We start from the raw sequence: 19,244 nt of genomic DNA on the forward strand, positions 1-19,244 counted from the left end.
ACTCGAATTATTTAGGGTATATACTCTGGGCTTTTCAGGATAAAGGACGGTGGCAAGTCCACGCCCACCTGTAGCTTGAAAGACGATGAGTATATCGGGACACAAATGACGACGCTGACAGAAGACGATGTGCTTGAGCAACTGGATGCTCAAAATAATTTACTTTCGTTTATGACGACGGCACATAACATTTTGCTCCAGGGCATTAAGCGCTTTCTGCCGTCGCTGTTTGTCGATAATGATGAAGAAATTGTGGAATATGCAGTGAAGCCGTTACTCGCTCAAAGCGGGCCGCTTGACGATATCGACGTTGCATTACGTCTGATTTATGCGCTGGGAAAAATGGATAAATGGCTCTACGCTGACATCACCCATTTTTCTCAGTTTTATCAGTACCTGCATGAACAGGACGCGATTCCCGGTTTTGCCGACGACATTACCTGGGACTTCATCAGTAACGTTAACTGTATTACCCGTAATGCGCCCTTATATGGCGCGCTGGAGTCGATGAAGTTTGCCGACTTCGCCGCGTGGTCTGAAGTGCGTTTTACCGGTATGGTCAAAACGGCGATGGCGCTGGCGGTAACGACAATTTTAAAGGAATTAACGCCGTGAAAATCGCATTAACGGTTAATGGGCTGCACGTTGAAGCACATTATCATGATGATGAAATAGAGAAGGTTCACAAGCCCTTACTGCAACAACTGGCTAAAATACATGCCGCTAAACCTGAGCGCCGTACCATCGTTTTTCTTAGCGCGCCGCCCGGCACAGGCAAATCCACGCTGACCACCTTCTGGGAATATCTCTCTCGTCAGGATGCTGGCCTGCCGGAAATTCAAACGCTTCCCATGGATGGCTTTCATTACTATAACCGCTGGCTGGAGGCGCATCATTTACGTGCCTGTAAAGGCGCGCCGGAAACCTTTGACGTTGATAAGCTGGCGGAAAATCTGCGTCTGGTGCGGGCTGGCGAAGCGACCTGGCCGCAGTACGACCGACAGCGGCACGACCCGGTGGAACACGCTGTTATGGTCACGGCGCCGATCGTGATTGTGGAAGGAAACTGGCTCCTGCGGGATGACGACAGATGGCGCGCGTTAGCGGAGTTTTGCGATTTCTCATTATTTATTCGCGCCCCGGCGGAAACCTTACGCGCCCGGTTGATTGGACGTAAACTGGCGGGAGGATTATCACAGGCGGAGGCGGAAACCTTTTATGAACGCACCGACGGCCCAAATGTGCGCCGGGTGCTGGAAAGTAGCCTGCCAGCCGATCTCATGCTGGAAATGACCTCTACGGGCGAATATCGGATGGCGTGTCCTTAATGATGTTACGCGGCGTTATCGCGCCATTATGCAGCCGTACCACCCGTGAAAAATGACGCCGGGTAAACGCAGCGTCATGGCTAATCGCCACGACGCTGGTTCCCCGTGCCCGGCATGTCGCCAGCCAGTGTTCAAATACGGTTAGCCAGTGGGCGTCAAAATCCCGGCTGGGTTCATCCAGTAATAACACCGGCGGCGCCATCGCCTCCAGACTGGCGACCGCCACCATCCGGCGCTGTGCGGCGTGCAGATCAAGCGGGTGTGCCTCGGCGACGTCCGTTAGCTGGCATAACCGCAGCGCGGCCTGCGTGCGCCGTGAAATTTCCTCTGCCGATAAGCGTTGTAGTTTCAGCCCAAAAGCGACCTCTTGCGCGACATTGCTGTGGAAAATCTGGTTTTCCGCTTCCTGAAAGAGTACGCCGATAGCGGCGGCGCGTTGACGATTTTTAAGCTGCGCAATCGGCTCTCCATTAAGCGTTACCGAGCCGGAAGTGGGGGAAAGCAGGCCGGCCATAATCCGTAACAGCGTTGATTTTCCCGCGCCGTTATCGCCGGTCAACGCCAGCCATTCGCCGTCACGAAGTTCAAGCGAGATGGCGTGCAGACAGTCGGCTGCGGCATCCGGCCAACGATAAGCGACCTGATTTAACGTCAACATAATGGGGTTAGCGCTCCGTTGCGCAATTGCCATACCCGCTGGCATCGCGTCAGAAAGGGGAAATGATTACGCTCAAAAAGCACAATGAGAGAATGACGTTCCAGCGCCCACTGTTGTAACCGTTCCAGCAGCGTCCCGGTGGCCGCTGACGTCAGCCGACTGAAGGCTTCATCAAGAACTAATAATCTGGGCTGCATGGCAAGCGCGCTGGCAATCACTACCCGCTGCGTTTCGCCGCCGGAGAGCGTGCCGGGATGGCGATGGCGTAACGACTGGCAGTTTGTCAGGGTCAGCGCCTCGTCAATGCGCCGTAGAATTTCCGCTTCATGGAGGCCGAGATTCTCCGGGCCAAACGCCACCTCTTCCTCTACGCTAAAGGTACAGCCGGAAAGCTGTAAATAAGGCGATTGCTGCACCAACTGGATGGTGGGCGACTGTTCTACCAGCGGGAGCCGCCCGATAGGGACGCCAAGCAGTAAGCCTGTGCCGTTAATATCGCCGGGGAGATAATCCGGATACCAGCCAGCCATCAGTTGCGCCAGCGTACTTTTTCCGCTGCCGTTATCGCCGACTATCGCCACTATTCCGGGTGTTGAATAGTGGAAATCAAAACATGCCGGCGGGCGTGTCGCATCGGACGGAAGATAACGAAACTGCTCTAACGTAACCATATCCATACTCCCGCTTCCGCCACTATTAGCAGTACCATGCCATACCGCGCAACCCGTTGTAACACGCTATCTTTCGGCGCCCACAGCGTGGTTCGGGCGCGATGCAGCCGAAACCCCCGCATATCCAACGCCGCGCCGCGTATTGTCAGATCGTTAAGCGCATTTTGCGTAAGCGGCACGATCAGCGCAGGCATAGCCCGTAGCCGCTGATACCAGCCTTCATCCAGCGGTACGCCGCGCGCGCGCTGGGCTTCATGAACGATCGTCAGTTGTCGTTTGAGCTGTTCGACGACCAGTAGCGGGCCAGCGAACAGGTAAGCGATGCCGGGTGGCAGACGTGAAGCGAACAGGGCGCGAATAAACCGCTGAACCGGCACATACTGCATCCATAGCTGCGACGTCGACACGATCGCCAGCAGACGTAGCCATAGCGTAACGGCATATATCCAGCGCTGCGGATCGCGAGGCTGCCCGCTTATCCATTCCGTTAGCCAACCGCCATGTACCAGCCATAGCCCAAACCCTAAAGACAGCATCAGCCAGGCGACATACTTCGCCCGCCGCCGCGTTGATTTCAGCGCCAGCAGACAGAGGAAGGCCGCCGCGCTATAAATCGGGAGCACGGTCTGCGCAGGGAGCAGCAGCGTGGTGCAGGCCGCCAGCGCCCATAAGGTTAACGAGGTAAACGGATGCATTTAGCGTACGGCTGACATCGCAGGAAAATGCCGTGTCGTACGTAACGGTAGCTGACGCAGCAGCACCCAAACGATGATCGCCGTCAGAATTTTATCGACCAGATTAGCGCCTATGACGGTAATCGCGACCGATTCCACCAGGTTTTGGCCCATTGAATGCATCCAGGCGACGAACAAATCAGCGCCGCTACCGGTAACGCCGCCAAAAAGCGCGGTACGAAGCGGTACGGCGACCAGCGTCACCGCTAACGTAATGACGACCCCGCTGACGATCACCTTGGGTAGGGTACGAAACCAGCCTGCGCGCGCCAGCCACCCGGCGACCAGACCGATAACCATCGCTACCGGGGCAAACGCGGCAGCGATAGGATCGGTAAGCAGCCCCCACAGCAAGTTGGTCAGAAGCCCAGTCAACATGCCGATGAACGGTCCTAACAGTACCGCGCTAATTAAGGTGCCGATCGAGTCGAGAAAAATAGGCAACTTCAACATGCTAATAAGCTGTCCGCCAATCATATTGATGGCAATAGCGATGACAATCAGCACCAGAGACTGGCTGGAAAACGGGCGACGCGCCATAAAGTACCTCTTAAAGAGTCGTCAATTAACGGGAAGAAATATGCAGTTCGTCATAACCGGAAATGGCGCACGGTTGACGGCTGAACGTCAGCGCTGGCAGCTCGCCGATAACCAGCTCCAGCGTGGTACGCACGGTACACCCTGGCATCATATGGCCGCCGAGCATGGCCCCGTAGGGATCCGATACCGCGAGATGCAGATGCTCGCCGGTCAATTCAAGCGTGCCGTTTAGCGAGATAACTTCAAACGTGCCGGTGAGCGATGTGGTCGCTTCTTGCCCGGCATAACGCAGCGCAACGTCGGTCAGACTGCCGGTACACCCTGCAATCCAGGCGGCATGTAAGTGGTTCTGTTGCACAAAGGCGTGTAATTGGGAAAACACTTCCTGGCCGGGAAGCAGACGAAGCGCGTAAAAGCGCGCTGTAGAGGCATTGTGGTGAGATACAGTCATCGTTACAGGACTCCGAGACTCGGACGTGGCGCTGATAATATAGACGCTGGCGACAGCGCTTTCTGATATAAATCAGTATTTGTGACGCGACGATGAAAAGATCTGACGGATGTACTGGTGATTCTTAAATATGGAATAAATTGCAGCGTAAGCGGCCATGAAATGTGATGCAGGTCAGATAACTGTCTTCTTCGACTGGACAAACATTCCTTTTATTCCCCGTTTCGCTTATTCTAGCTGAAGCGTTTCAGTTAATTAAATGTTCGACAATTAACCAATCAGTCGCAGTTTGCGACAGGTGAGGTTTTACTCGACGATGAGCTGCATTACTCTGTCAGCCTCATCTGAATCGGGATAGCCTTGCAGGAGACCTATGACCGTACGCATAGCGATTAATGGCTTTGGTCGCATCGGGCGTAACGTGGTTCGTGCTTTGTATGAATCCGGACGTCGGGCGGAAATTACCGTGGTAGCCATCAACGAGCTGGCGGATGCCGCAGGCATGGCGCATTTGTTGAAATACGATACCAGCCACGGGCGTTTTGCATGGGAGGTTCGCCACGAGCGCGAGCAGCTTTTTGTCGGCGACGATGTCATTCGTATTCTGCATGAACGAACGCTGGCGGATCTGCCGTGGCGCGAACTGGGCGTGGATGTCGTGTTGGATTGTACGGGCGTATATGGCAACCGGGAGCATGGCGAGGCGCATATTGCCGCTGGCGCGAAGAAAGTGCTCTTTTCTCATCCGGGCAGCAACGATCTTGACGCCACCGTCGTTTTTGGCGTGAACCAGAACCAACTGCGTGCGGAACATCGTATTGTCTCAAACGCGTCCTGTACCACGAATTGCATAATTCCCGTCATTAAATTGTTGGATGATGCTTACGGCATTGAGTCTGGTACCGTCACGACGATCCACTCCGCGATGAACGATCAGCAGGTGATCGACGCGTATCACTCCGATCTGCGGCGCACGCGCGCGGCCAGCCAGTCGATTATCCCGGTAGATACAAAACTGGCGGCAGGCATTACGCGTATATTTCCGCAGTTTAACGACCGTTTTGAGGCGATTGCGGTGCGCGTTCCAACCATTAATGTGACGGCGATCGATTTAAGCGTAACGGTGAAAAAACCAGTAAAAGCCAGTGAAGTCAACCAGTTGCTGCAAAAAGCAGCACAAGGTGCATTTCATGGTATAGTTGACTATACGGAATCACCGTTGGTCTCGATAGATTTTAACCACGACCCGCACAGCGCCATTGTTGATGGCACGCAAACCCGGGTCAGTGGCGCCCACCTGATCAAGACGCTGGTCTGGTGCGATAATGAATGGGGCTTTGCTAACCGGATGCTCGACACCACGTTAGCGATGGCCGCAGTTGGTTTCAGGCTCGACGCGTCAGCGTCGACAAAACTTTAAGCATCATTGAGAGGATTCACCATGTCTGTAATTAAGATGACCGATCTGGATCTGGCCGGGAAACGCGTTTTTATCCGTGCGGATCTGAACGTACCTGTTAAAGAAGGGAAAGTGACCAGCGACGCGCGTATCCGCGCCTCTCTGCCGACCATCGAACTGGCTCTGAAACAGGGCGCGAAAGTGATGGTAACTTCCCACCTGGGTCGTCCTACCGAAGGCGAGTACAACGAAGAATTCTCTCTGCTGCCGGTTGTTAACTACCTGAAAGACAAACTGTCTAACCCAGTTCGCCTGGTCAAAGATTACCTGGACGGCGTTGACGTGGCCGAAGGTGAGCTGGTGGTTCTGGAAAACGTTCGCTTTAACAAAGGCGAAAAGAAAGACGACGAAGCGCTGTCTAAAAAATACGCCGCCCTGTGTGACGTATTCGTGATGGACGCCTTTGGTACCGCGCACCGCGCGCAGGCTTCTACCCACGGTATCGGCAAATTTGCTGATGTTGCGTGCGCAGGCCCGCTGCTGGCCGCTGAACTGGATGCGCTGGGTAAAGCGCTGAAAGAACCGGCTCGTCCGATGGTGGCTATCGTTGGTGGTTCTAAAGTATCTACCAAACTGACCGTTCTGGATTCCCTGTCTAAAATCGCTGACCAGCTGATTGTCGGCGGCGGTATCGCCAACACCTTCGTTGCCGCTCAGGGCCACAGTGTCGGTAAATCCCTGTACGAAGCTGACCTGGTTGACGAAGCAAAACGTCTGCTGACCACTTGCGATATTCCGGTTCCGACCGATGTTCGCGTTGCCACCGAGTTCTCCGAAACCGCACCGGCGACTCTGAAATCCGTTAACGACGTGAAAGAAGACGAGCAGATCCTGGATATCGGCGATGCTTCCGCTCAGCAGCTGGCTGAAATCCTCAAGAATGCCAAAACCATTCTGTGGAACGGCCCGGTTGGCGTGTTTGAGTTCCCGAACTTCCGTAAAGGGACTGAAATCGTGGCGAATGCCATCGCTGATAGCGAAGCGTTTTCCATCGCTGGCGGCGGCGACACCCTGGCGGCAATCGACCTGTTCGGCATTGCTGACAAAATTTCCTACATTTCTACTGGCGGCGGCGCATTCCTCGAATTCGTGGAAGGTAAAGTTCTGCCAGCCGTAGCGATGCTCGAAGAGCGCGCTAAGAAGTAATCGTTACGGGCAGGGATTCCTGCCCGTTGATTTATCGCCGATCTGACATTCAGGGCGGCCCGTGTTTTTTCCCAAAGCCCGACGATACAGGACAACGAAACATGTCTAAAATTTTTGATTTCGTAAAACCAGGCGTGATCACTGGTGATGACGTACAGAAAGTGTTCCAGGTAGCAAAAGAAAACAATTTTGCTCTGCCGGCAGTTAACTGCGTGGGCACTGATTCCATCAACGCTGTTCTGGAAACCGCTGCAAAAGTTAAAGCACCGGTCATCGTTCAGTTCTCCAACGGCGGCGCGTCCTTCATCGCGGGTAAAGGCGTGAAAACTGACGTACCTCAGGGCGCGGCAATCCTGGGCGCTATCTCTGGCGCGCATCACGTTCATCAGATGGCTGAACATTATGGCGTTCCGGTTATCCTGCACACTGACCACTGCGCGAAGAAACTGCTGCCGTGGATCGACGGTCTGCTGGACGCGGGTGAAAAACACTTCGCGGCTACCGGTAAACCGCTGTTCTCTTCTCACATGATTGACTTGTCTGAAGAGTCTCTGCACGAAAACATCGAAATCTGCTCCAAATACCTGGCGCGCATGTCCAAAATTGGCATGACTCTGGAAATCGAACTGGGTTGCACCGGTGGCGAAGAAGACGGCGTGGACAACAGCCACATGGACGCTTCTGCCCTGTACACCCAGCCGGAAGACGTTGATTACGCGTACACTGAGCTGAGCAAAATCAGCCCGCGTTTCACCATTGCCGCTTCCTTCGGTAACGTACACGGCGTTTACAAGCCGGGTAACGTGGTTCTGACCCCGACTATTCTGCGTGATTCTCAGGACTATGTTTCTAAGAAACACAACCTGCCGCACAACAGCCTGAACTTCGTTTTCCACGGCGGTTCCGGTTCTACTGCTCAGGAAATCAAAGACTCCGTAAGCTACGGCGTAGTGAAAATGAACATCGATACCGATACCCAATGGGCAACCTGGGAAGGTGTTCTGAACTACTACAAAGAAAACGAAGCGTATCTGCAAGGTCAGCTGGGCAACCCGAAAGGCGAAGATCAGCCGAACAAGAAATACTATGACCCGCGCGTATGGCTGCGTGCTGGCCAGACTTCGATGATCGCTCGTCTGGAAAAAGCATTTAAAGAACTGAACGCGATTGACGTTCTGTAATATAGTCTGCTGATTGAAATGGCTTCCTTCGGGAAGCCATTTTTTTATCGTTATTTCCGGAGAGCGGCGTTAGTTAGCGCTTTCATCCGGCCAACTCACAATGTACCTGCCTTTTTTGGTTTTGGGATGATGCCGAAAAATGGCATATTCCTCTGTTTTTGTTTACCTTTAAAAAGTTCTTTTCGTGAGAATGATCTCATTTGCTTGTTTTGCTATGACCAAGGAATATTGAATGGAAGATTTGAATGTTGTCGACAGCATAAATGGTGCGGGCACCTGGCTGGTACGCAACCAGGCGTTATTGCTCAGCTATGCTGTGAATATTGTTGCTGCTATCGCTATTATCATCATCGGCTTGATTGTAGCGCGCGTGATCTCCAATACGGTAAATCGTCTGATGCGTGCGCGTCATATTGATGCGACAGTGGCCGACTTTCTTTCTGCGCTGGTGCGCTATGGGGTTATCGCTTTTACGCTGATTGCGGCTCTGGGTCGCGTGGGGGTTCAAACCGCCTCGGTTATTGCCGTACTGGGCGCCGCTGGTTTAGCCGTTGGCCTGGCATTACAGGGATCGCTCTCTAACCTTGCGGCTGGGGTATTGCTGGTTATGTTCCGTCCGTTCCGCGCCGGTGAGTATGTCGATTTGGGCGGCGTTGCCGGTACGGTACTGAACGTGCAAATCTTTTCCACGACAATGCGCGCGGTAGACGGCAAAATTATTGTGATTCCGAATGGCAAAATTATCGCGGGAAATATCATCAACTATTCTCGTGAGCCGGTTCGCCGTAACGAATTCATTATTGGGGTGGCCTACGATTCGGATATCGATCAGGTGAAACAGCTGCTAACGACGATTATCGAGTCCGACGAGCGTATTTTAAAAGATCGCGAAATGACGGTGCGTTTGAATGAGCTGGGCGCCTCATCGATTAATTTTGTGGTGCGTGTCTGGAGTAAAAGCAGCGACCTGCAAAATGTCTATTGGGACGTGCTGGAACGTATTAAACGTGAATTCGACGCCGCTGGTATTAGCTTCCCGTACCCGCAGATGGACGTCAATTTTAAACGCGTGAAAGATAACGCCGCGGAGTAATTTTCTCCCGCGCTGCCTGCCGGCGCTGCGCTTATCCGCCTCCAGTATTCTCTGGTTATTGAGCGGATAAGCGTAGCCGCCATCCGTTATTCAGTCTCTTTATTAGCTTTTCTTATTAGTGATTAAAATTATCAATTTCCGCTAATAATATTCCCGCGCTATAGTCTGCCTTTAAGAAAAACAGCTCAGGGTAGTTAACGTGATATCTTATTATTTTCAAGGGCTTGCCCTTGGCGCCGCCATGATCCTTCCGCTTGGTCCGCAAAATGCGTTTGTGATGAATCAGGGAATTCGTCGCCAGTACCACCTCATGATAGCGCTGCTCTGCGCGTTAAGTGATTTAGTCCTGATTAGCGCCGGTATTTTTGGCGGTAGCGCGTTGCTGATGCAGTCGCCGTGGCTGCTGGCGCTGGTCACATGGGGCGGGGTCGCGTTCTTGTTATGGTACGGTTTTGGCGCGCTGAAAACGGCAATGAGCAGTAATCTGGAGCTGGCCAGCGCCGAGGTTATGAAGCAGGGGCGCTGGAAAATTATTGCTACGATGCTGGCGGTAACGTGGCTGAATCCGCACGTTTATCTGGATACGTTTGTCGTGTTGGGCAGTCTCGGCGGACAACTGGCTATGGAGCCAAAGCGCTGGTTCGCCCTCGGCACGATTAGCGCGTCGTTCTTATGGTTTTTTGGGTTAGCGCTACTGGCGGCCTGGCTTGCGCCTCGACTGCGTACGGCGAAAGCTCAACGCATTATCAACATTCTGGTTGGGGTGGTGATGTGGCTTATCGCCTTCCAACTGGCGCGGGAAGGCGTCGCGCATATGCACGCGCTTTTCAACTAAGCGTTGTCTGATGGACAACAGGCCGATATCCGCTAAGCTTGCCTGCATGCGCCCTGTATATCAGGGCAATGACTGCAATATGGAGGAGAGACTGTGAAGTTCAAAGTGATGGCCCTGGCGGCATTAGTGGGTTTAAGTGCAATGTCGGCGCAGGCAAGCGAATTGCCGGAAGGCCCGCACATCGTGACTTCCGGTACGGCAAGCGTCGATGCTGTGCCTGATATCGCCACCTTAGCGATTGAAGTGAACGTCGCGGCGAAGGATGCGGCGACGGCGAAGAAGCAGGCCGATGAGCGCGTGGCGCAATATCTTTCCTTCCTTGAGCAAAATCAGATTGCGAAAAAAGACATTAGCGCGGCGAATCTGCGCACGCAGCCGGATTATGATTACCAAAACGGTAAAAGCATTCTGAAAGGGTATCGTGCGGTGCGAACCGTTGAGGTGACGCTGCGTCAGTTAGATAAACTTAATTCTCTGCTGGACGGCGCGCTGAAGGCGGGTCTGAACGAGATTCGTTCGGTGTCGCTGGGCGTGGCGCAACCGGACGCCTATAAAGACAAGGCCCGCAAAGCCGCCATTGATGACGCGATTCATCAGGCGCAAGCGCTGGCAGCCGGTTTTAACAGCAAATTGGGGCCGGTTTACAGCGTTCGTTACCATGTCTCTAATTATCAGCCGAGTCCGGTGGTGCGAATGATGAAAGCCGCAGATGCTGCGCCGGTATCCGCGCAGGAAACTTACGAGCAGCCGACCATTCAGTTCGACGATCAGGTCGATGTGGTATTCCAGCTTGAACCTGGAACAGGGCAGACGTCAACCACGGCCGCCAGCACGCAGTAATCTCGCCCGGCCTGGGCGCTTCCAGGCCGCATTTTCTCCCGGTGTTCGCGTTTTTTGCTCCGTATTACGCATTGAAATGAAGATTTGCTAATACGGTGAGCGTTTTGAATCGTCTTGCCGCCAGCAAAAAATAGCCAATGGCGCGTCGTTTTTTGCCGCCTGAACGCAATGATTTTGTGATGAATTTCAAAGAAGTGACGAGGGAATAATGGATCATGCAGGCCGGATAAGACGTTCACACCGCCATCCGGCATTCATAGAGAGGCTAATCCTGACGCAGCACCTTGTGCCCGTACTCCAGCAGCGCGTCGGTCACTTTGCGCATCATTCGGCTTTCCGGGGCAAAGCGGTGCCAGTAAAGCATCCGGCGTTGTAGCAAACCAGGCGTTAAGTTGATCAACTCGCCGCTTTCCAGCTCTTTCTCAATCTGCAGGTGAGGGATCATGCAGCAGGTCGTGCCCTGACGCGCAAGCTGTACAAACGCTTCGGATGAATTAACGATATGGCACGGCACGCTGCCGGGCGGTAGATCGAAATTCTGTTGTAAAAAGGCCTGATGCATATCATCCAGATGGTCGAACGCGACGGCGGGCGCTTTCAGCAGCGACGACCGGGTAACGCCATTGGGGAAATAGCGCTCGGCAAACGGCTTTGACGCGACAAACAGATAGTCGAGTGCGCCCAGTTTGTCTACCAGGCAACTGGGCAGCGCCTGATGCTGAATACTCACCGCGCCCACCACCTCGCCGCGACGCAGACGTTCTTGCGTGCGCGTTTCATCTTCCACCTGTAAATTGAGACGGATAGGGGAGTCCGCCAGCACCGGCGCCAGCGCCGGAAGCAGCCAGGTCGCCAGACTATCGGCGTTAACCGCCAGCGACAGCAGCAGCGGTGTAGAGCCGGTTTGTTCATCGCCCAGCCACTCTTCTTCCAGCAGTTCAACCTGACGCAGCAGAGCCAGTAATTTTTGCCCTTGCTCCGTGGGGCGAGGAGGAACGGTACGCACCAACAAAGGTTGTCCGAACATATTCTCAAGCTGTTTTATGCGCTGTGAGACGGCGGATTGCGTGATGCACAGCTTCTGGGCGGCGCGCTCGAATCCTCGCTCACGTATAACGGCATCCAGCGCCTGTAGTGTTCTGTAGTCCGGACGTTTCATTGTTGTGTCATGCTCCTGTTATTTTTTTCCGCACTATGACATAAATTTGCCGTCGGTACAGATGAAATCCGTAGCCTGTGTACGGACACGGAGATTTTTCCCGACAATGTTCTATAATGCGGCTGTATTTTCACACCACAGGCGAAACGATCTATGACGCAGGATGAACTGAAAAAAGCGGTAGGATGGGCGGCACTTCAGTATGTACAGCCCGGCACCATTGTGGGCGTTGGTACAGGCTCAACGGCCGCACACTTTATTGATGCGCTGGGCACAATGAAAGGCCAGATTGAAGGCGCGGTCTCCAGCTCGGACGCCTCGACTGAAAAACTCAAAGGCCTCGGTATTCATGTGTTTGATCTCAACGAAGTGGATAGCCTGGGTATCTATGTCGATGGCGCGGACGAAATCAACGGTCATATGCAGATGATCAAAGGCGGCGGCGCGGCATTAACCCGTGAGAAAATTATTGCTTCCGTGGCGGAGAAATTTATCTGTATTGCGGATGCCTCTAAACAGGTGGATATTCTTGGCAAATTCCCGTTGCCGGTTGAAGTGATTCCGATGGCGCGCAGCGCGGTCGCTCGTCAACTGGTGAAGCTGGGCGGGCGTCCGGAGTACCGTCAGAACGTGGTCACGGATAACGGCAACGTGATTCTGGATGTTTATGGTATGGAAATCCTTGATCCCATCGCGCTGGAAAACGCCATTAACGCGATTCCGGGCGTCGTGACCGTAGGATTGTTCGCCAACCGTGGCGCCGATGTCGCACTGATCGGCACGCCGGACGGGGTGAAAACCATCGTAAAATGATCCCGCCAGGCGTATTTCCTGCCGCGTAAAAAATTCGGTCAGGGCAAATTTGGTGACATGTATCACGTTTAATCGTTTGCCCTGCCGATCCCTCCAAAGAAAAAGTTATTCCCGGTATTTTCATCTGCTATTTCCCGCTGTATGCGATTCCTTCACGACGCTGGCGCAAACGTTCATATTGCCGTGATAATTTTTTTTGATATGTTGAAGGACGGATGCAAATCCACACACAACATCAGATGGCAAAAAAAGACAGGATCGGGGAAATGGCAAAGGTATCGCTGGAGAAAGATAAAATTAAATTTCTGCTGGTTGAAGGGGTGCATCAAAAGGCGCTGGAAAGCCTTCGTGCGGCAGGTTACACCAACATTGAATATCACAAGGGCGCGCTGGACGCTGAACAGTTGAAAGCGTCCATCCGCGATGCCCACTTCATCGGTCTGCGATCCCGTACTCATCTGACAGAAGAAGTGATTAACGCCGCAGAGAAGCTGGTGGCGATTGGCTGTTTTTGCATCGGCACCAACCAGGTGGATTTAAATGCGGCGGCAAAACGCGGTATTCCGGTCTTTAACGCGCCATTCTCGAATACCCGTTCCGTGGCGGAGTTGGTGATTGGCGAGCTATTGCTGCTGCTGCGCGGCGTGCCGGAAGCGAACGCCAAAGCGCACCGCGGCGTATGGAATAAACTGGCGGCGGGATCGTTCGAAGCGCGCGGTAAAAAGCTTGGCATTATCGGTTACGGCCATATAGGAACGCAGTTGGGCATTCTGGCGGAATCGCTGGGGATGCATGTCTATTTCTATGATATTGAAAATAAACTGCCGCTCGGTAACGCAACTCAGGTGCAGCACCTGTCTGAATTGCTTAATATGAGCGATGTGGTCAGTCTGCACGTACCTGAAAACGCCTCCACCAAAAACATGATGGGCGCAAAAGAGATTGCCCTGATGAAGCCGGGTTCGCTGCTGATTAACGCCGCGCGCGGTACGGTGGTGGATATCCCGGCTTTGTGCGACGCGCTGGCGACGAAACATCTGGCGGGGGCGGCTATCGACGTCTTCCCGACGGAACCGGCCACTAATAGCGATCCGTTTACCTCTCCGCTGTGCGAATTCGATAACGTGATCCTGACGCCGCATATCGGCGGCTCGACGCAGGAGGCGCAAGAAAACATCGGTCTGGAAGTCGCAGGAAAACTGATTAAGTACTCGGATAACGGCTCGACGCTGTCCGCCGTGAACTTCCCGGAAGTGTCGCTGCCGCTGCACGGCGGTCGTCGCCTGATGCACATCCACGAAAACCGCCCGGGCGTATTGACCGCGCTTAACCAGATCTTTGCCGAGCAGGGCGTTAACATTGCCGCACAGTATCTGCAAACCTCCGCCCGAATGGGGTATGTGGTAATTGATATAGAAGCCGATGGCGATGTGGCGGAGAAAGCGCTGCTGGCGATGAAGGCGATTCCGGGCACCATTCGCGCCCGTCTGCTGTACTAATTTCCTCTAAATGGGCAGGAGATGACCTGCCCATCCTTTCTTCTGGTTTCCCTGCCTCAACATCTCTTCGTGTAACGCATACATTCTGTTTTCGAGCCTTGCCGCAATTGGTAATTAAAGGCAGCGTTGCGTGTTGTACAGCAATAAAAGGAATTTACGATAAGGGCTCAGCATAGCGCTGAAACGGGAAAGCCCCTGGCGAAGCAGGGGCTCTAAAAAGGAAAGGGACGATGATGAGATACGTCATCATGCTGCTGATCCTGTTAATCATCGCTACGCCAGCATATTAACAGAGAGTACGCAGGAGGGAGGTTCGCCTCCCTCACCCTTCACCGAGAAATTTAGGTCAAAAAAGCGACGCTGTCAATCGACAAAACACGGCTACCACTCCCAAATTTTGGACGGCGTCACCACCGCAGGCAGCGGGATATCCCACTCTTCAACCGGCAGTTTTTCCACTAACTGGCAATCATGCGCGTAGCCCACGGGCTGGATCTTATGCTGCTGCCAGTTTTGCAACGTACGGTCATAAAATCCGCCGCCCATCCCCAGGCGCTGCCCGTCTTCGTCAAACGCGACTAACGGCGTTACCAGCACATCCAGCTTTGCCAGCGGTAATACGTCGCGGACATCAAGCCGTGGCTCCCGGATCTTTAAGCGGTTGGTCACCAGCGCACTCTGCGGATGATAGTGCAGGAACAGGAGGTTGCCAGGGCTGAAGGGATGAAGAACCGGAAGGTAGACGCGCTTGCCCGCTTGCCATAGCTGTTCAATCAGCGGCTGGGTGTCGAGTTCGCCATCAAAGGAGAGAAACACGGCGACAGTGTGCGCCATCACGACGGGAGGAAAGCTGAGCATTCGGGCGGCGGCCTGTTGACCAAAACGGCGTTGCTGCTCTGGCGTTAGCACACGGCGACGTTGCCGAATCATTCGGCGGATTTCTTGTCGTGATAAAGAGAGTTCGGGAAGTTGCGTCATGGCTGTCGCCAGTCAGAAGGGGAATCTCCGAGATGCCGCCGCAGGCTGTAACCCTTGAACCCTTGGTTCAAGGTGAATGTGTCGTCACAGTTTTAAGGCTTCTCGGACGAACCGAGCATGCTCACCAACCGCGGAGCGCCACATTCTTGTGGTATGAAATATCGGCTCAGGGGACTGGCCCGCTTGCAAACATCTCAGAGAAATTCTGTTTTCACAATCACTTTACCATAGTAAAGCGAAAAGTGTTATTCAAAGTTTTGGCCCGTTTTTTCGGTTATGCGACCTTGATCAAGCAACGCCTGTTCGATGGTCTGTTGTAGCATCCGAATACGTTGTTCCATGCTCGCCGCGTAATCGCGGGTCTTCGCTTTTTCCTGAGTTAACTCATAGCTGATATTCAATGCGGCAATGAAAACCAACTGCTCAGTATTTGTGACTCTAGTGCGAACTTTCAGATCTTGCAACCGCTGATTCAGATCGTCCGCAGCCTGATTCAACGCATCCCTTTGGTCAGGCGGGCAATTCACTCGCAGTGAACGGCCAAATATTTGGATATCGACGGGTTGTGCAGACATGCCACCTTCCTGCTGATTGACTGCGCTGCCTTCGTCTACAGACCCAGGGTCCGCGAAGGGGCGACACTATAGCTACCCTGGTGTGAAGATACAAGCCCTTTTCTGGTTCACCAGGGTCCAAAGTGGTAGCATATCATGAATATCCTCCCTTTGATGACGAATGCTTATGTCTATACAGAACGAAATGCCTGGTTACAACGAAATGAACCGGTTTTTGAATCAACAAGGGGCCGGTCTGACCCCGGCTGAAATGCATGGTTTAATCAGCGGGATGATTTGCGGCGGCAACAACGACAGCTCATGGCAGCCGCTGTTGCACGACCTGACGAACGAAGGTCTGGCCTTCGGGCATGAGCTTGCTCAGGCGCTGCGCAAAATGCACGCGGCGACCAGCGACGCGCTGGAAGACGACGGCTTTCTTTTTCAGCTTTATCTGCCTGAAGGCGACGATGTCAGCGTATTCGATCGCGCAGATGCATTAGCCGGGTGGGTTAACCACTTTTTGCTTGGCCTCGGCGTAACGCAGCCTAAACTTGATAAAGTCACCGGCGAAACGGGTGAAGCGATTGACGACCTGCGTAATATTGCGCAGCTTGGTTATGATGAGAGCGAAGATCAGGAAGAGCTGGAGATGTCGCTCGAAGAGATCATCGAATATGTCCGTGTTGCGGCGCTGTTATGTCATGACACTTTCACGCGCCAACAGCCGACCGCGCCGGAAGTGCGTAAACCGACGCTACACTAAGAAAAAACGAAATGGAGGCCATGTCATGACTCAGCAGGAATACCAACGCCGTCGCCAGGCATTACTGGCGCAAATGCAGCCCGGCAGCGCCGCGCTGATCTTTGCCGCGCCGGAGGCGACGCGCAGCGCAGACAGTGAATATCCGTATCGCCAGAGTAGCGACTTCTGGTATTTCACCGGTTTTAATGAACCGGAAGCCGTGCTGGTACTGATTAAGAGTGATGACACCCACAACCACAGCGTTTTGTTCAACCGCGTTCGCGACCTGACGGCGGAAATCTGGTTTGGTCGCCGTTTAGGACAGGATGCCGCGCCGGAAAAACTGGGCGTTGACCGGGCGCTGGCGTTTAGCGAAATCAACCAGCAACTCTTTCAGTTGCTTAATGGTCTGGATGTGGTGTACCACGCGCAGGGCGAATATGCGTATGCCGACGAGATTGTTCTGGCTGCGCTGGAGAAGCTGCGTAAAGGCTCCCGCCAGAATCTGACCGCGCCGGCCACCATGACTGACTGGCGACCGATCGTCCATGAGATGCGCCTGTTCAAATCGCCGGAAGAGATTGCTGTCCTGCGCCGCGCCGGGGAAATTAGCGCGCTGGCGCATATCCGCGCGATGGAAAAATGCCGTCCGGGGATGTTTGAGTATCAGCTGGAGGGGGAAATTCACCACGAATTTAATCGCCACGGCGCGCGCTATCCCTCCTATAACACCATTGTCGGCAGCGGCGAAAATGGCTGTATCCTGCATTACACTGAAAACGAAAGTGAAATGCGCGACGGCGATTTAGTGCTTATCGACGCAGGTTGTGAATATAAAGGTTACGCGGGCGACATCACGCGTACTTTCCCGGTGAACGGGAAATTCACGCCAGCTCAGCGTGAAATTTATGACATCGTTCTGGAATCGCTGGAGACCAGCCTGCGACTGTTCCGTCCTGGCACCTCTATTCAGGAGGTGACCGGCGAAGTCGTGCGCATCATGATAACCGGGCTGGTGAAGCTGGGGATTTTGCAAGGAGAGGTTGATCAACTGATTGCCGAAAATGCGCATCGTCCTTTCTTTATGCATGGCTTGAGCCACTGGCTGGGGCTGGATGTTCATGATGTCGGCGTTTATGGGCCGGATCGCTCCCGCATCCTGGAGCCGGGCATGGTGCTGACCGTAGAGCCAGGCCTCTATATCGCGCCGGATGCCGACGTGCCGGAAGCGTATCGCGGCATTGGCGTTCGAATTGAAGATGACATTGTCATTACCGAAACCGGTAATGAAAACCTGACCGCTGGCGTTGTGAAGAAGGCGGATGACATTGAGGCATTAATGGCGGCGGCGCGGCAGCAATGAGCGTCATTATCGTTGGCGGCGGCATGGCAGGCGCGACGCTGGCGCTGGCCATCTCTCAGTTCAGTCATGGGACGTTGCCGGTACACCTGATTGAAGCGAAAGCGCCTGAAGCCGACGGTCATCCCGGCTTTGACGCCAGAGCGATTGCGCTGGCGGCGGGCACTTGCCAGCAACTGGCGCGAATTGGCGTCTGGCAGGCGATTTCTGATTGCGCAACGGCAATCAACACCGTACACGTCAGCGATCGCGGTCATGCCGGGTTTGTGACTCTCGACGCGCAGGATTACAGACTGGCAGCGTTGGGTCACGTTGCGGAGCTGCATGATATCGGGCTGCGTCTGTTTGCGCTCTTGCGTAAAGCGCCAGGCGTTACGCTGCACTGCCCGGAGCGCGTAGCCAGCGTGTCGCGTACCCAACAGCAGGTTAACGTCACACTGGAAAATGGCAATGTGATAGCTGGCAGCGTGCTGGTGGCGGCTAACGGTACCCACTCCGCGCTGGCGTCAGCCTGCGGCGTTGACTGGCGTCAGGAGCCTTACGAACAGTTAGCGGTGATAGCGAATGTCGCGACCGCTATCCCGCATCAGGGACGCGCCTTTGAACGTTTTACCCCCAATGGCCCGCTGGCGATGTTGCCGATGTCGCATGGCCGATGTTCGCTGGTTTGGTGTCACCCGCTCGACCAGCGCGACGAGGTGCTGAGCTGGTCCGACGCGCAGTTCTGTCATGCATTGCAGGCCGCGTTCGGCTGGCGGCTGGGGCGAATTACTCAGGCCGGTAAGCGCAGCGCGTATCCGCTTGCCCTGACTACGGCGGCGAAAGTGTTTACTCACCGGACTGTCGTGGTCGGCAATGCGGCGCAGACGTTGCATCCTATCGCCGGACAAGGGTTTAATCTCGGTCTGCGCGATGTCATGAGCCTGGCGGAAACGCTGGTCGCGGCACAGGACGCGGGCGAGGATATTGGCGCCTGGCACGTATTATCGCGCTATCAGCAGCGTCGTCAGGTTGACCGGGATACGACGATTGGCGTAACGAACGGTCTGGTCCATCTGTTTGCAAATCGTTGGGCGCCGCTGGTTATTGGGCGCAATATCGGTTTAATGGCGATGGAGTTATTACCACCTGCGCGCGATGCGCTGGCACAGCGGACCTTAGGTTGGGTTGCGCGTTAAGCAGATCTGTAGGCCGGATAAG

General features: G+C 54.2%; 21 protein-coding genes and 1 other RNA gene. 13 read left to right on the forward strand and 9 right to left on the reverse strand.

The features are described from left to right. Positions 1-105 precede the first annotated feature (105 nt). Both ACLJPQ_RS20840 and ACLJPQ_RS20845 read left to right on the forward strand, forming a co-directional pair. Positions 106-615 (forward strand): MltR family transcriptional regulator, encoded by a 510-nt coding sequence (locus tag ACLJPQ_RS20840; protein ID WP_000209974.1) that lies wholly within the window; start codon positions 106-108, stop codon positions 613-615. Then, positions 612-1,328 carry a nucleoside/nucleotide kinase family protein gene (locus tag ACLJPQ_RS20845; RefSeq protein ID WP_000684837.1) on the forward strand — a complete coding sequence of 239 codons (717 nt, stop codon included), beginning with the start codon at positions 612-614 and terminating at the stop codon, positions 1,326-1,328. Before ACLJPQ_RS20840 ends, ACLJPQ_RS20845 begins: the two co-directional genes overlap by 4 nt. On the opposite strand, the gene ACLJPQ_RS20850 is transcribed toward ACLJPQ_RS20845, so the two are convergent. From ACLJPQ_RS20850 to ACLJPQ_RS20870, 5 genes are read right to left on the reverse strand one after another with little or no spacing between them, the layout of a single operon-like run. After that, on the reverse strand, positions 1,297-1,986 hold the full coding sequence (locus tag ACLJPQ_RS20850; RefSeq protein WP_000956926.1) for an energy-coupling factor ABC transporter ATP-binding protein: 690 nt from the start codon (positions 1,984-1,986) through the stop codon (positions 1,297-1,299). The genes ACLJPQ_RS20845 and ACLJPQ_RS20850 overlap by 32 nt on opposite strands. After that, positions 1,980-2,657: an ABC transporter ATP-binding protein gene (locus tag ACLJPQ_RS20855; RefSeq protein ID WP_161976239.1), complete on the reverse strand. Its 678-nt coding sequence runs from the start codon at positions 2,655-2,657 to the stop codon at positions 1,980-1,982. The genes ACLJPQ_RS20850 and ACLJPQ_RS20855 overlap by 7 nt, the downstream gene beginning before the upstream one ends. Continuing rightward, the gene (locus ACLJPQ_RS20860; RefSeq protein ID WP_023195154.1) at positions 2,645-3,352 is read right to left on the reverse strand and encodes an energy-coupling factor transporter transmembrane component T; all 708 of its coding nucleotides are present in this window, start codon (positions 3,350-3,352) and stop codon (positions 2,645-2,647) included. Before ACLJPQ_RS20860 ends, ACLJPQ_RS20855 begins: the two co-directional genes overlap by 13 nt. Continuing rightward, positions 3,353-3,931, reverse strand: a complete 579-nt coding sequence (locus ACLJPQ_RS20865; RefSeq protein ID WP_000124001.1) for an ECF transporter S component — start codon at positions 3,929-3,931, stop codon at positions 3,353-3,355. It abuts the gene before it with no gap. Between the two features lie 25 nt (positions 3,932-3,956). Then, positions 3,957-4,382: a PPC domain-containing DNA-binding protein gene (locus tag ACLJPQ_RS20870; protein ID WP_080184784.1), complete on the reverse strand. Its 426-nt coding sequence runs from the start codon at positions 4,380-4,382 to the stop codon at positions 3,957-3,959. Positions 4,383-4,755: 373 nt separating this feature from the next. Between ACLJPQ_RS20870 and epd the strand changes: the two genes are divergently transcribed. From epd to ACLJPQ_RS20900, 6 genes are all read left to right on the forward strand, one after another. Next, a complete protein-coding gene (gene epd / locus ACLJPQ_RS20875) occupies positions 4,756-5,802 on the forward strand; it encodes an erythrose-4-phosphate dehydrogenase (RefSeq protein WP_000218338.1) in 1,047 nt (348 codons plus the stop codon). A gap of 21 nt (positions 5,803-5,823) precedes the next feature. Continuing rightward, positions 5,824-6,987 (forward strand): phosphoglycerate kinase, encoded by a 1,164-nt coding sequence (pgk, locus tag ACLJPQ_RS20880; protein ID WP_000111274.1) that lies wholly within the window; start codon positions 5,824-5,826, stop codon positions 6,985-6,987. A 101-nt stretch (positions 6,988-7,088) separates the two neighbouring features. Continuing rightward, positions 7,089-8,168 carry a class II fructose-bisphosphate aldolase gene (gene fbaA, locus ACLJPQ_RS20885; protein ID WP_000034386.1) on the forward strand — a complete coding sequence of 360 codons (1,080 nt, stop codon included), beginning with the start codon at positions 7,089-7,091 and terminating at the stop codon, positions 8,166-8,168. A gap of 232 nt (positions 8,169-8,400) precedes the next feature. Continuing rightward, complete coding sequence (locus ACLJPQ_RS20890) at positions 8,401-9,261, forward strand: small-conductance mechanosensitive channel MscS (protein ID WP_080184783.1); 861 nt, start codon at positions 8,401-8,403, stop codon at positions 9,259-9,261. A 199-nt stretch (positions 9,262-9,460) separates the two neighbouring features. Beyond that, entirely contained in the window at positions 9,461-10,096 is a 636-nt protein-coding gene (gene argO, locus ACLJPQ_RS20895; RefSeq protein WP_000626876.1) for an arginine exporter ArgO, read from the forward strand. 93 nt (positions 10,097-10,189) lie between these two features. After that, a complete protein-coding gene (locus ACLJPQ_RS20900) occupies positions 10,190-10,936 on the forward strand; it encodes an oxidative stress defense protein (protein WP_000669854.1) in 747 nt (248 codons plus the stop codon). A gap of 265 nt (positions 10,937-11,201) precedes the next feature. Here the strand turns inward: ACLJPQ_RS20900 and argP are convergent, their stop codons facing one another. Continuing rightward, positions 11,202-12,095: a DNA-binding transcriptional regulator ArgP gene (argP, locus tag ACLJPQ_RS20905; protein ID WP_000828345.1), complete on the reverse strand. Its 894-nt coding sequence runs from the start codon at positions 12,093-12,095 to the stop codon at positions 11,202-11,204. A gap of 153 nt (positions 12,096-12,248) precedes the next feature. On the opposite strand from argP, the gene rpiA reads away from it, so the two are divergent. Continuing rightward, the gene (gene rpiA, locus ACLJPQ_RS20910) at positions 12,249-12,908 is read left to right on the forward strand and encodes a ribose-5-phosphate isomerase RpiA (protein WP_000189741.1); all 660 of its coding nucleotides are present in this window, start codon (positions 12,249-12,251) and stop codon (positions 12,906-12,908) included. Between the two features lie 266 nt (positions 12,909-13,174). Continuing rightward, entirely contained in the window at positions 13,175-14,407 is a 1,233-nt protein-coding gene (gene serA, locus ACLJPQ_RS20915) for a phosphoglycerate dehydrogenase (protein WP_001151627.1), read from the forward strand. Positions 14,408-14,788: 381 nt separating this feature from the next. Here the strand turns inward: serA and ACLJPQ_RS20920 are convergent, their stop codons facing one another. From ACLJPQ_RS20920 to zapA, 3 genes are all read right to left on the reverse strand, one after another. Continuing rightward, entirely contained in the window at positions 14,789-15,385 is a 597-nt protein-coding gene (locus ACLJPQ_RS20920) for a 5-formyltetrahydrofolate cyclo-ligase (protein ID WP_006493293.1), read from the reverse strand. Between the two features lie 20 nt (positions 15,386-15,405). Beyond that, positions 15,406-15,589, reverse strand: a non-coding RNA gene (gene ssrS / locus ACLJPQ_RS20925) — 6S RNA. A gap of 41 nt (positions 15,590-15,630) precedes the next feature. Continuing rightward, positions 15,631-15,960, reverse strand: coding sequence for a cell division protein ZapA (zapA, locus tag ACLJPQ_RS20930; RefSeq protein WP_001276011.1), 330 nt, complete (start codon positions 15,958-15,960; stop codon positions 15,631-15,633). Positions 15,961-16,126: 166 nt separating this feature from the next. Here zapA and ACLJPQ_RS20935 point away from each other — a divergent pair, with 166 nt between their 5' ends. From ACLJPQ_RS20935 to ubiH, 3 genes are read left to right on the forward strand one after another with little or no spacing between them, the layout of a single operon-like run. After that, on the forward strand, positions 16,127-16,705 hold the full coding sequence (locus ACLJPQ_RS20935) for a YecA family protein (RefSeq protein ID WP_000027236.1): 579 nt from the start codon (positions 16,127-16,129) through the stop codon (positions 16,703-16,705). A 25-nt stretch (positions 16,706-16,730) separates the two neighbouring features. After that, a complete protein-coding gene (gene pepP, locus ACLJPQ_RS20940; RefSeq protein WP_000193681.1) occupies positions 16,731-18,047 on the forward strand; it encodes a Xaa-Pro aminopeptidase in 1,317 nt (438 codons plus the stop codon). Beyond that, entirely contained in the window at positions 18,044-19,222 is a 1,179-nt protein-coding gene (gene ubiH, locus ACLJPQ_RS20945) for a 2-octaprenyl-6-methoxyphenyl hydroxylase (protein WP_080184782.1), read from the forward strand. Before pepP ends, ubiH begins: the two co-directional genes overlap by 4 nt. The last annotated feature ends 22 nt before the right edge of the window (positions 19,223-19,244 follow it).

The organism is Salmonella sp. SAL04213 (genome assembly GCF_046550535.1).
In the GTDB taxonomy this organism is placed as follows: domain Bacteria; phylum Pseudomonadota; class Gammaproteobacteria; order Enterobacterales; family Enterobacteriaceae; genus Salmonella; species Salmonella enterica.

Bases quoted from the DNA above. Each gene is read 5' to 3' on its own strand.
- ACLJPQ_RS20855 (WP_161976239.1), bottom strand. From the start codon at position 2,657: ATGGTTACGTTAGAGCAGTTTCGTTATCTTCCGTCCGATGCGACACGC.
- ubiH (WP_080184782.1), top strand. From the start codon at position 18,044: ATGAGCGTCATTATCGTTGGCGGCGGCATGGCAGGCGCGACGCTGGCG.
- argP (WP_000828345.1), bottom strand. From the start codon at position 12,095: ATGAAACGTCCGGACTACAGAACACTACAGGCGCTGGATGCCGTTATA.
- rpiA (WP_000189741.1), top strand. From the start codon at position 12,249: ATGACGCAGGATGAACTGAAAAAAGCGGTAGGATGGGCGGCACTTCAG.
- ACLJPQ_RS20850 (WP_000956926.1), bottom strand. From the start codon at position 1,986: ATGTTGACGTTAAATCAGGTCGCTTATCGTTGGCCGGATGCCGCAGCC.
- epd (WP_000218338.1), top strand. From the start codon at position 4,756: ATGACCGTACGCATAGCGATTAATGGCTTTGGTCGCATCGGGCGTAAC.
- ACLJPQ_RS20870 (WP_080184784.1), bottom strand. From the start codon at position 4,382: ATGACTGTATCTCACCACAATGCCTCTACAGCGCGCTTTTACGCGCTT.
- ACLJPQ_RS20840 (WP_000209974.1), top strand. From the start codon at position 106: ATGACGACGCTGACAGAAGACGATGTGCTTGAGCAACTGGATGCTCAA.
- pgk (WP_000111274.1), top strand. From the start codon at position 5,824: ATGTCTGTAATTAAGATGACCGATCTGGATCTGGCCGGGAAACGCGTT.
- ACLJPQ_RS20890 (WP_080184783.1), top strand. From the start codon at position 8,401: ATGGAAGATTTGAATGTTGTCGACAGCATAAATGGTGCGGGCACCTGG.
- pepP (WP_000193681.1), top strand. From the start codon at position 16,731: ATGACTCAGCAGGAATACCAACGCCGTCGCCAGGCATTACTGGCGCAA.
- serA (WP_001151627.1), top strand. From the start codon at position 13,175: ATGGCAAAGGTATCGCTGGAGAAAGATAAAATTAAATTTCTGCTGGTT.
- ACLJPQ_RS20865 (WP_000124001.1), bottom strand. From the start codon at position 3,931: ATGGCGCGTCGCCCGTTTTCCAGCCAGTCTCTGGTGCTGATTGTCATC.
- ACLJPQ_RS20920 (WP_006493293.1), bottom strand. From the start codon at position 15,385: ATGACGCAACTTCCCGAACTCTCTTTATCACGACAAGAAATCCGCCGA.
- ACLJPQ_RS20860 (WP_023195154.1), bottom strand. From the start codon at position 3,352: ATGCATCCGTTTACCTCGTTAACCTTATGGGCGCTGGCGGCCTGCACC.
- ACLJPQ_RS20935 (WP_000027236.1), top strand. From the start codon at position 16,127: ATGTCTATACAGAACGAAATGCCTGGTTACAACGAAATGAACCGGTTT.
- fbaA (WP_000034386.1), top strand. From the start codon at position 7,089: ATGTCTAAAATTTTTGATTTCGTAAAACCAGGCGTGATCACTGGTGAT.
- zapA (WP_001276011.1), bottom strand. From the start codon at position 15,960: ATGTCTGCACAACCCGTCGATATCCAAATATTTGGCCGTTCACTGCGA.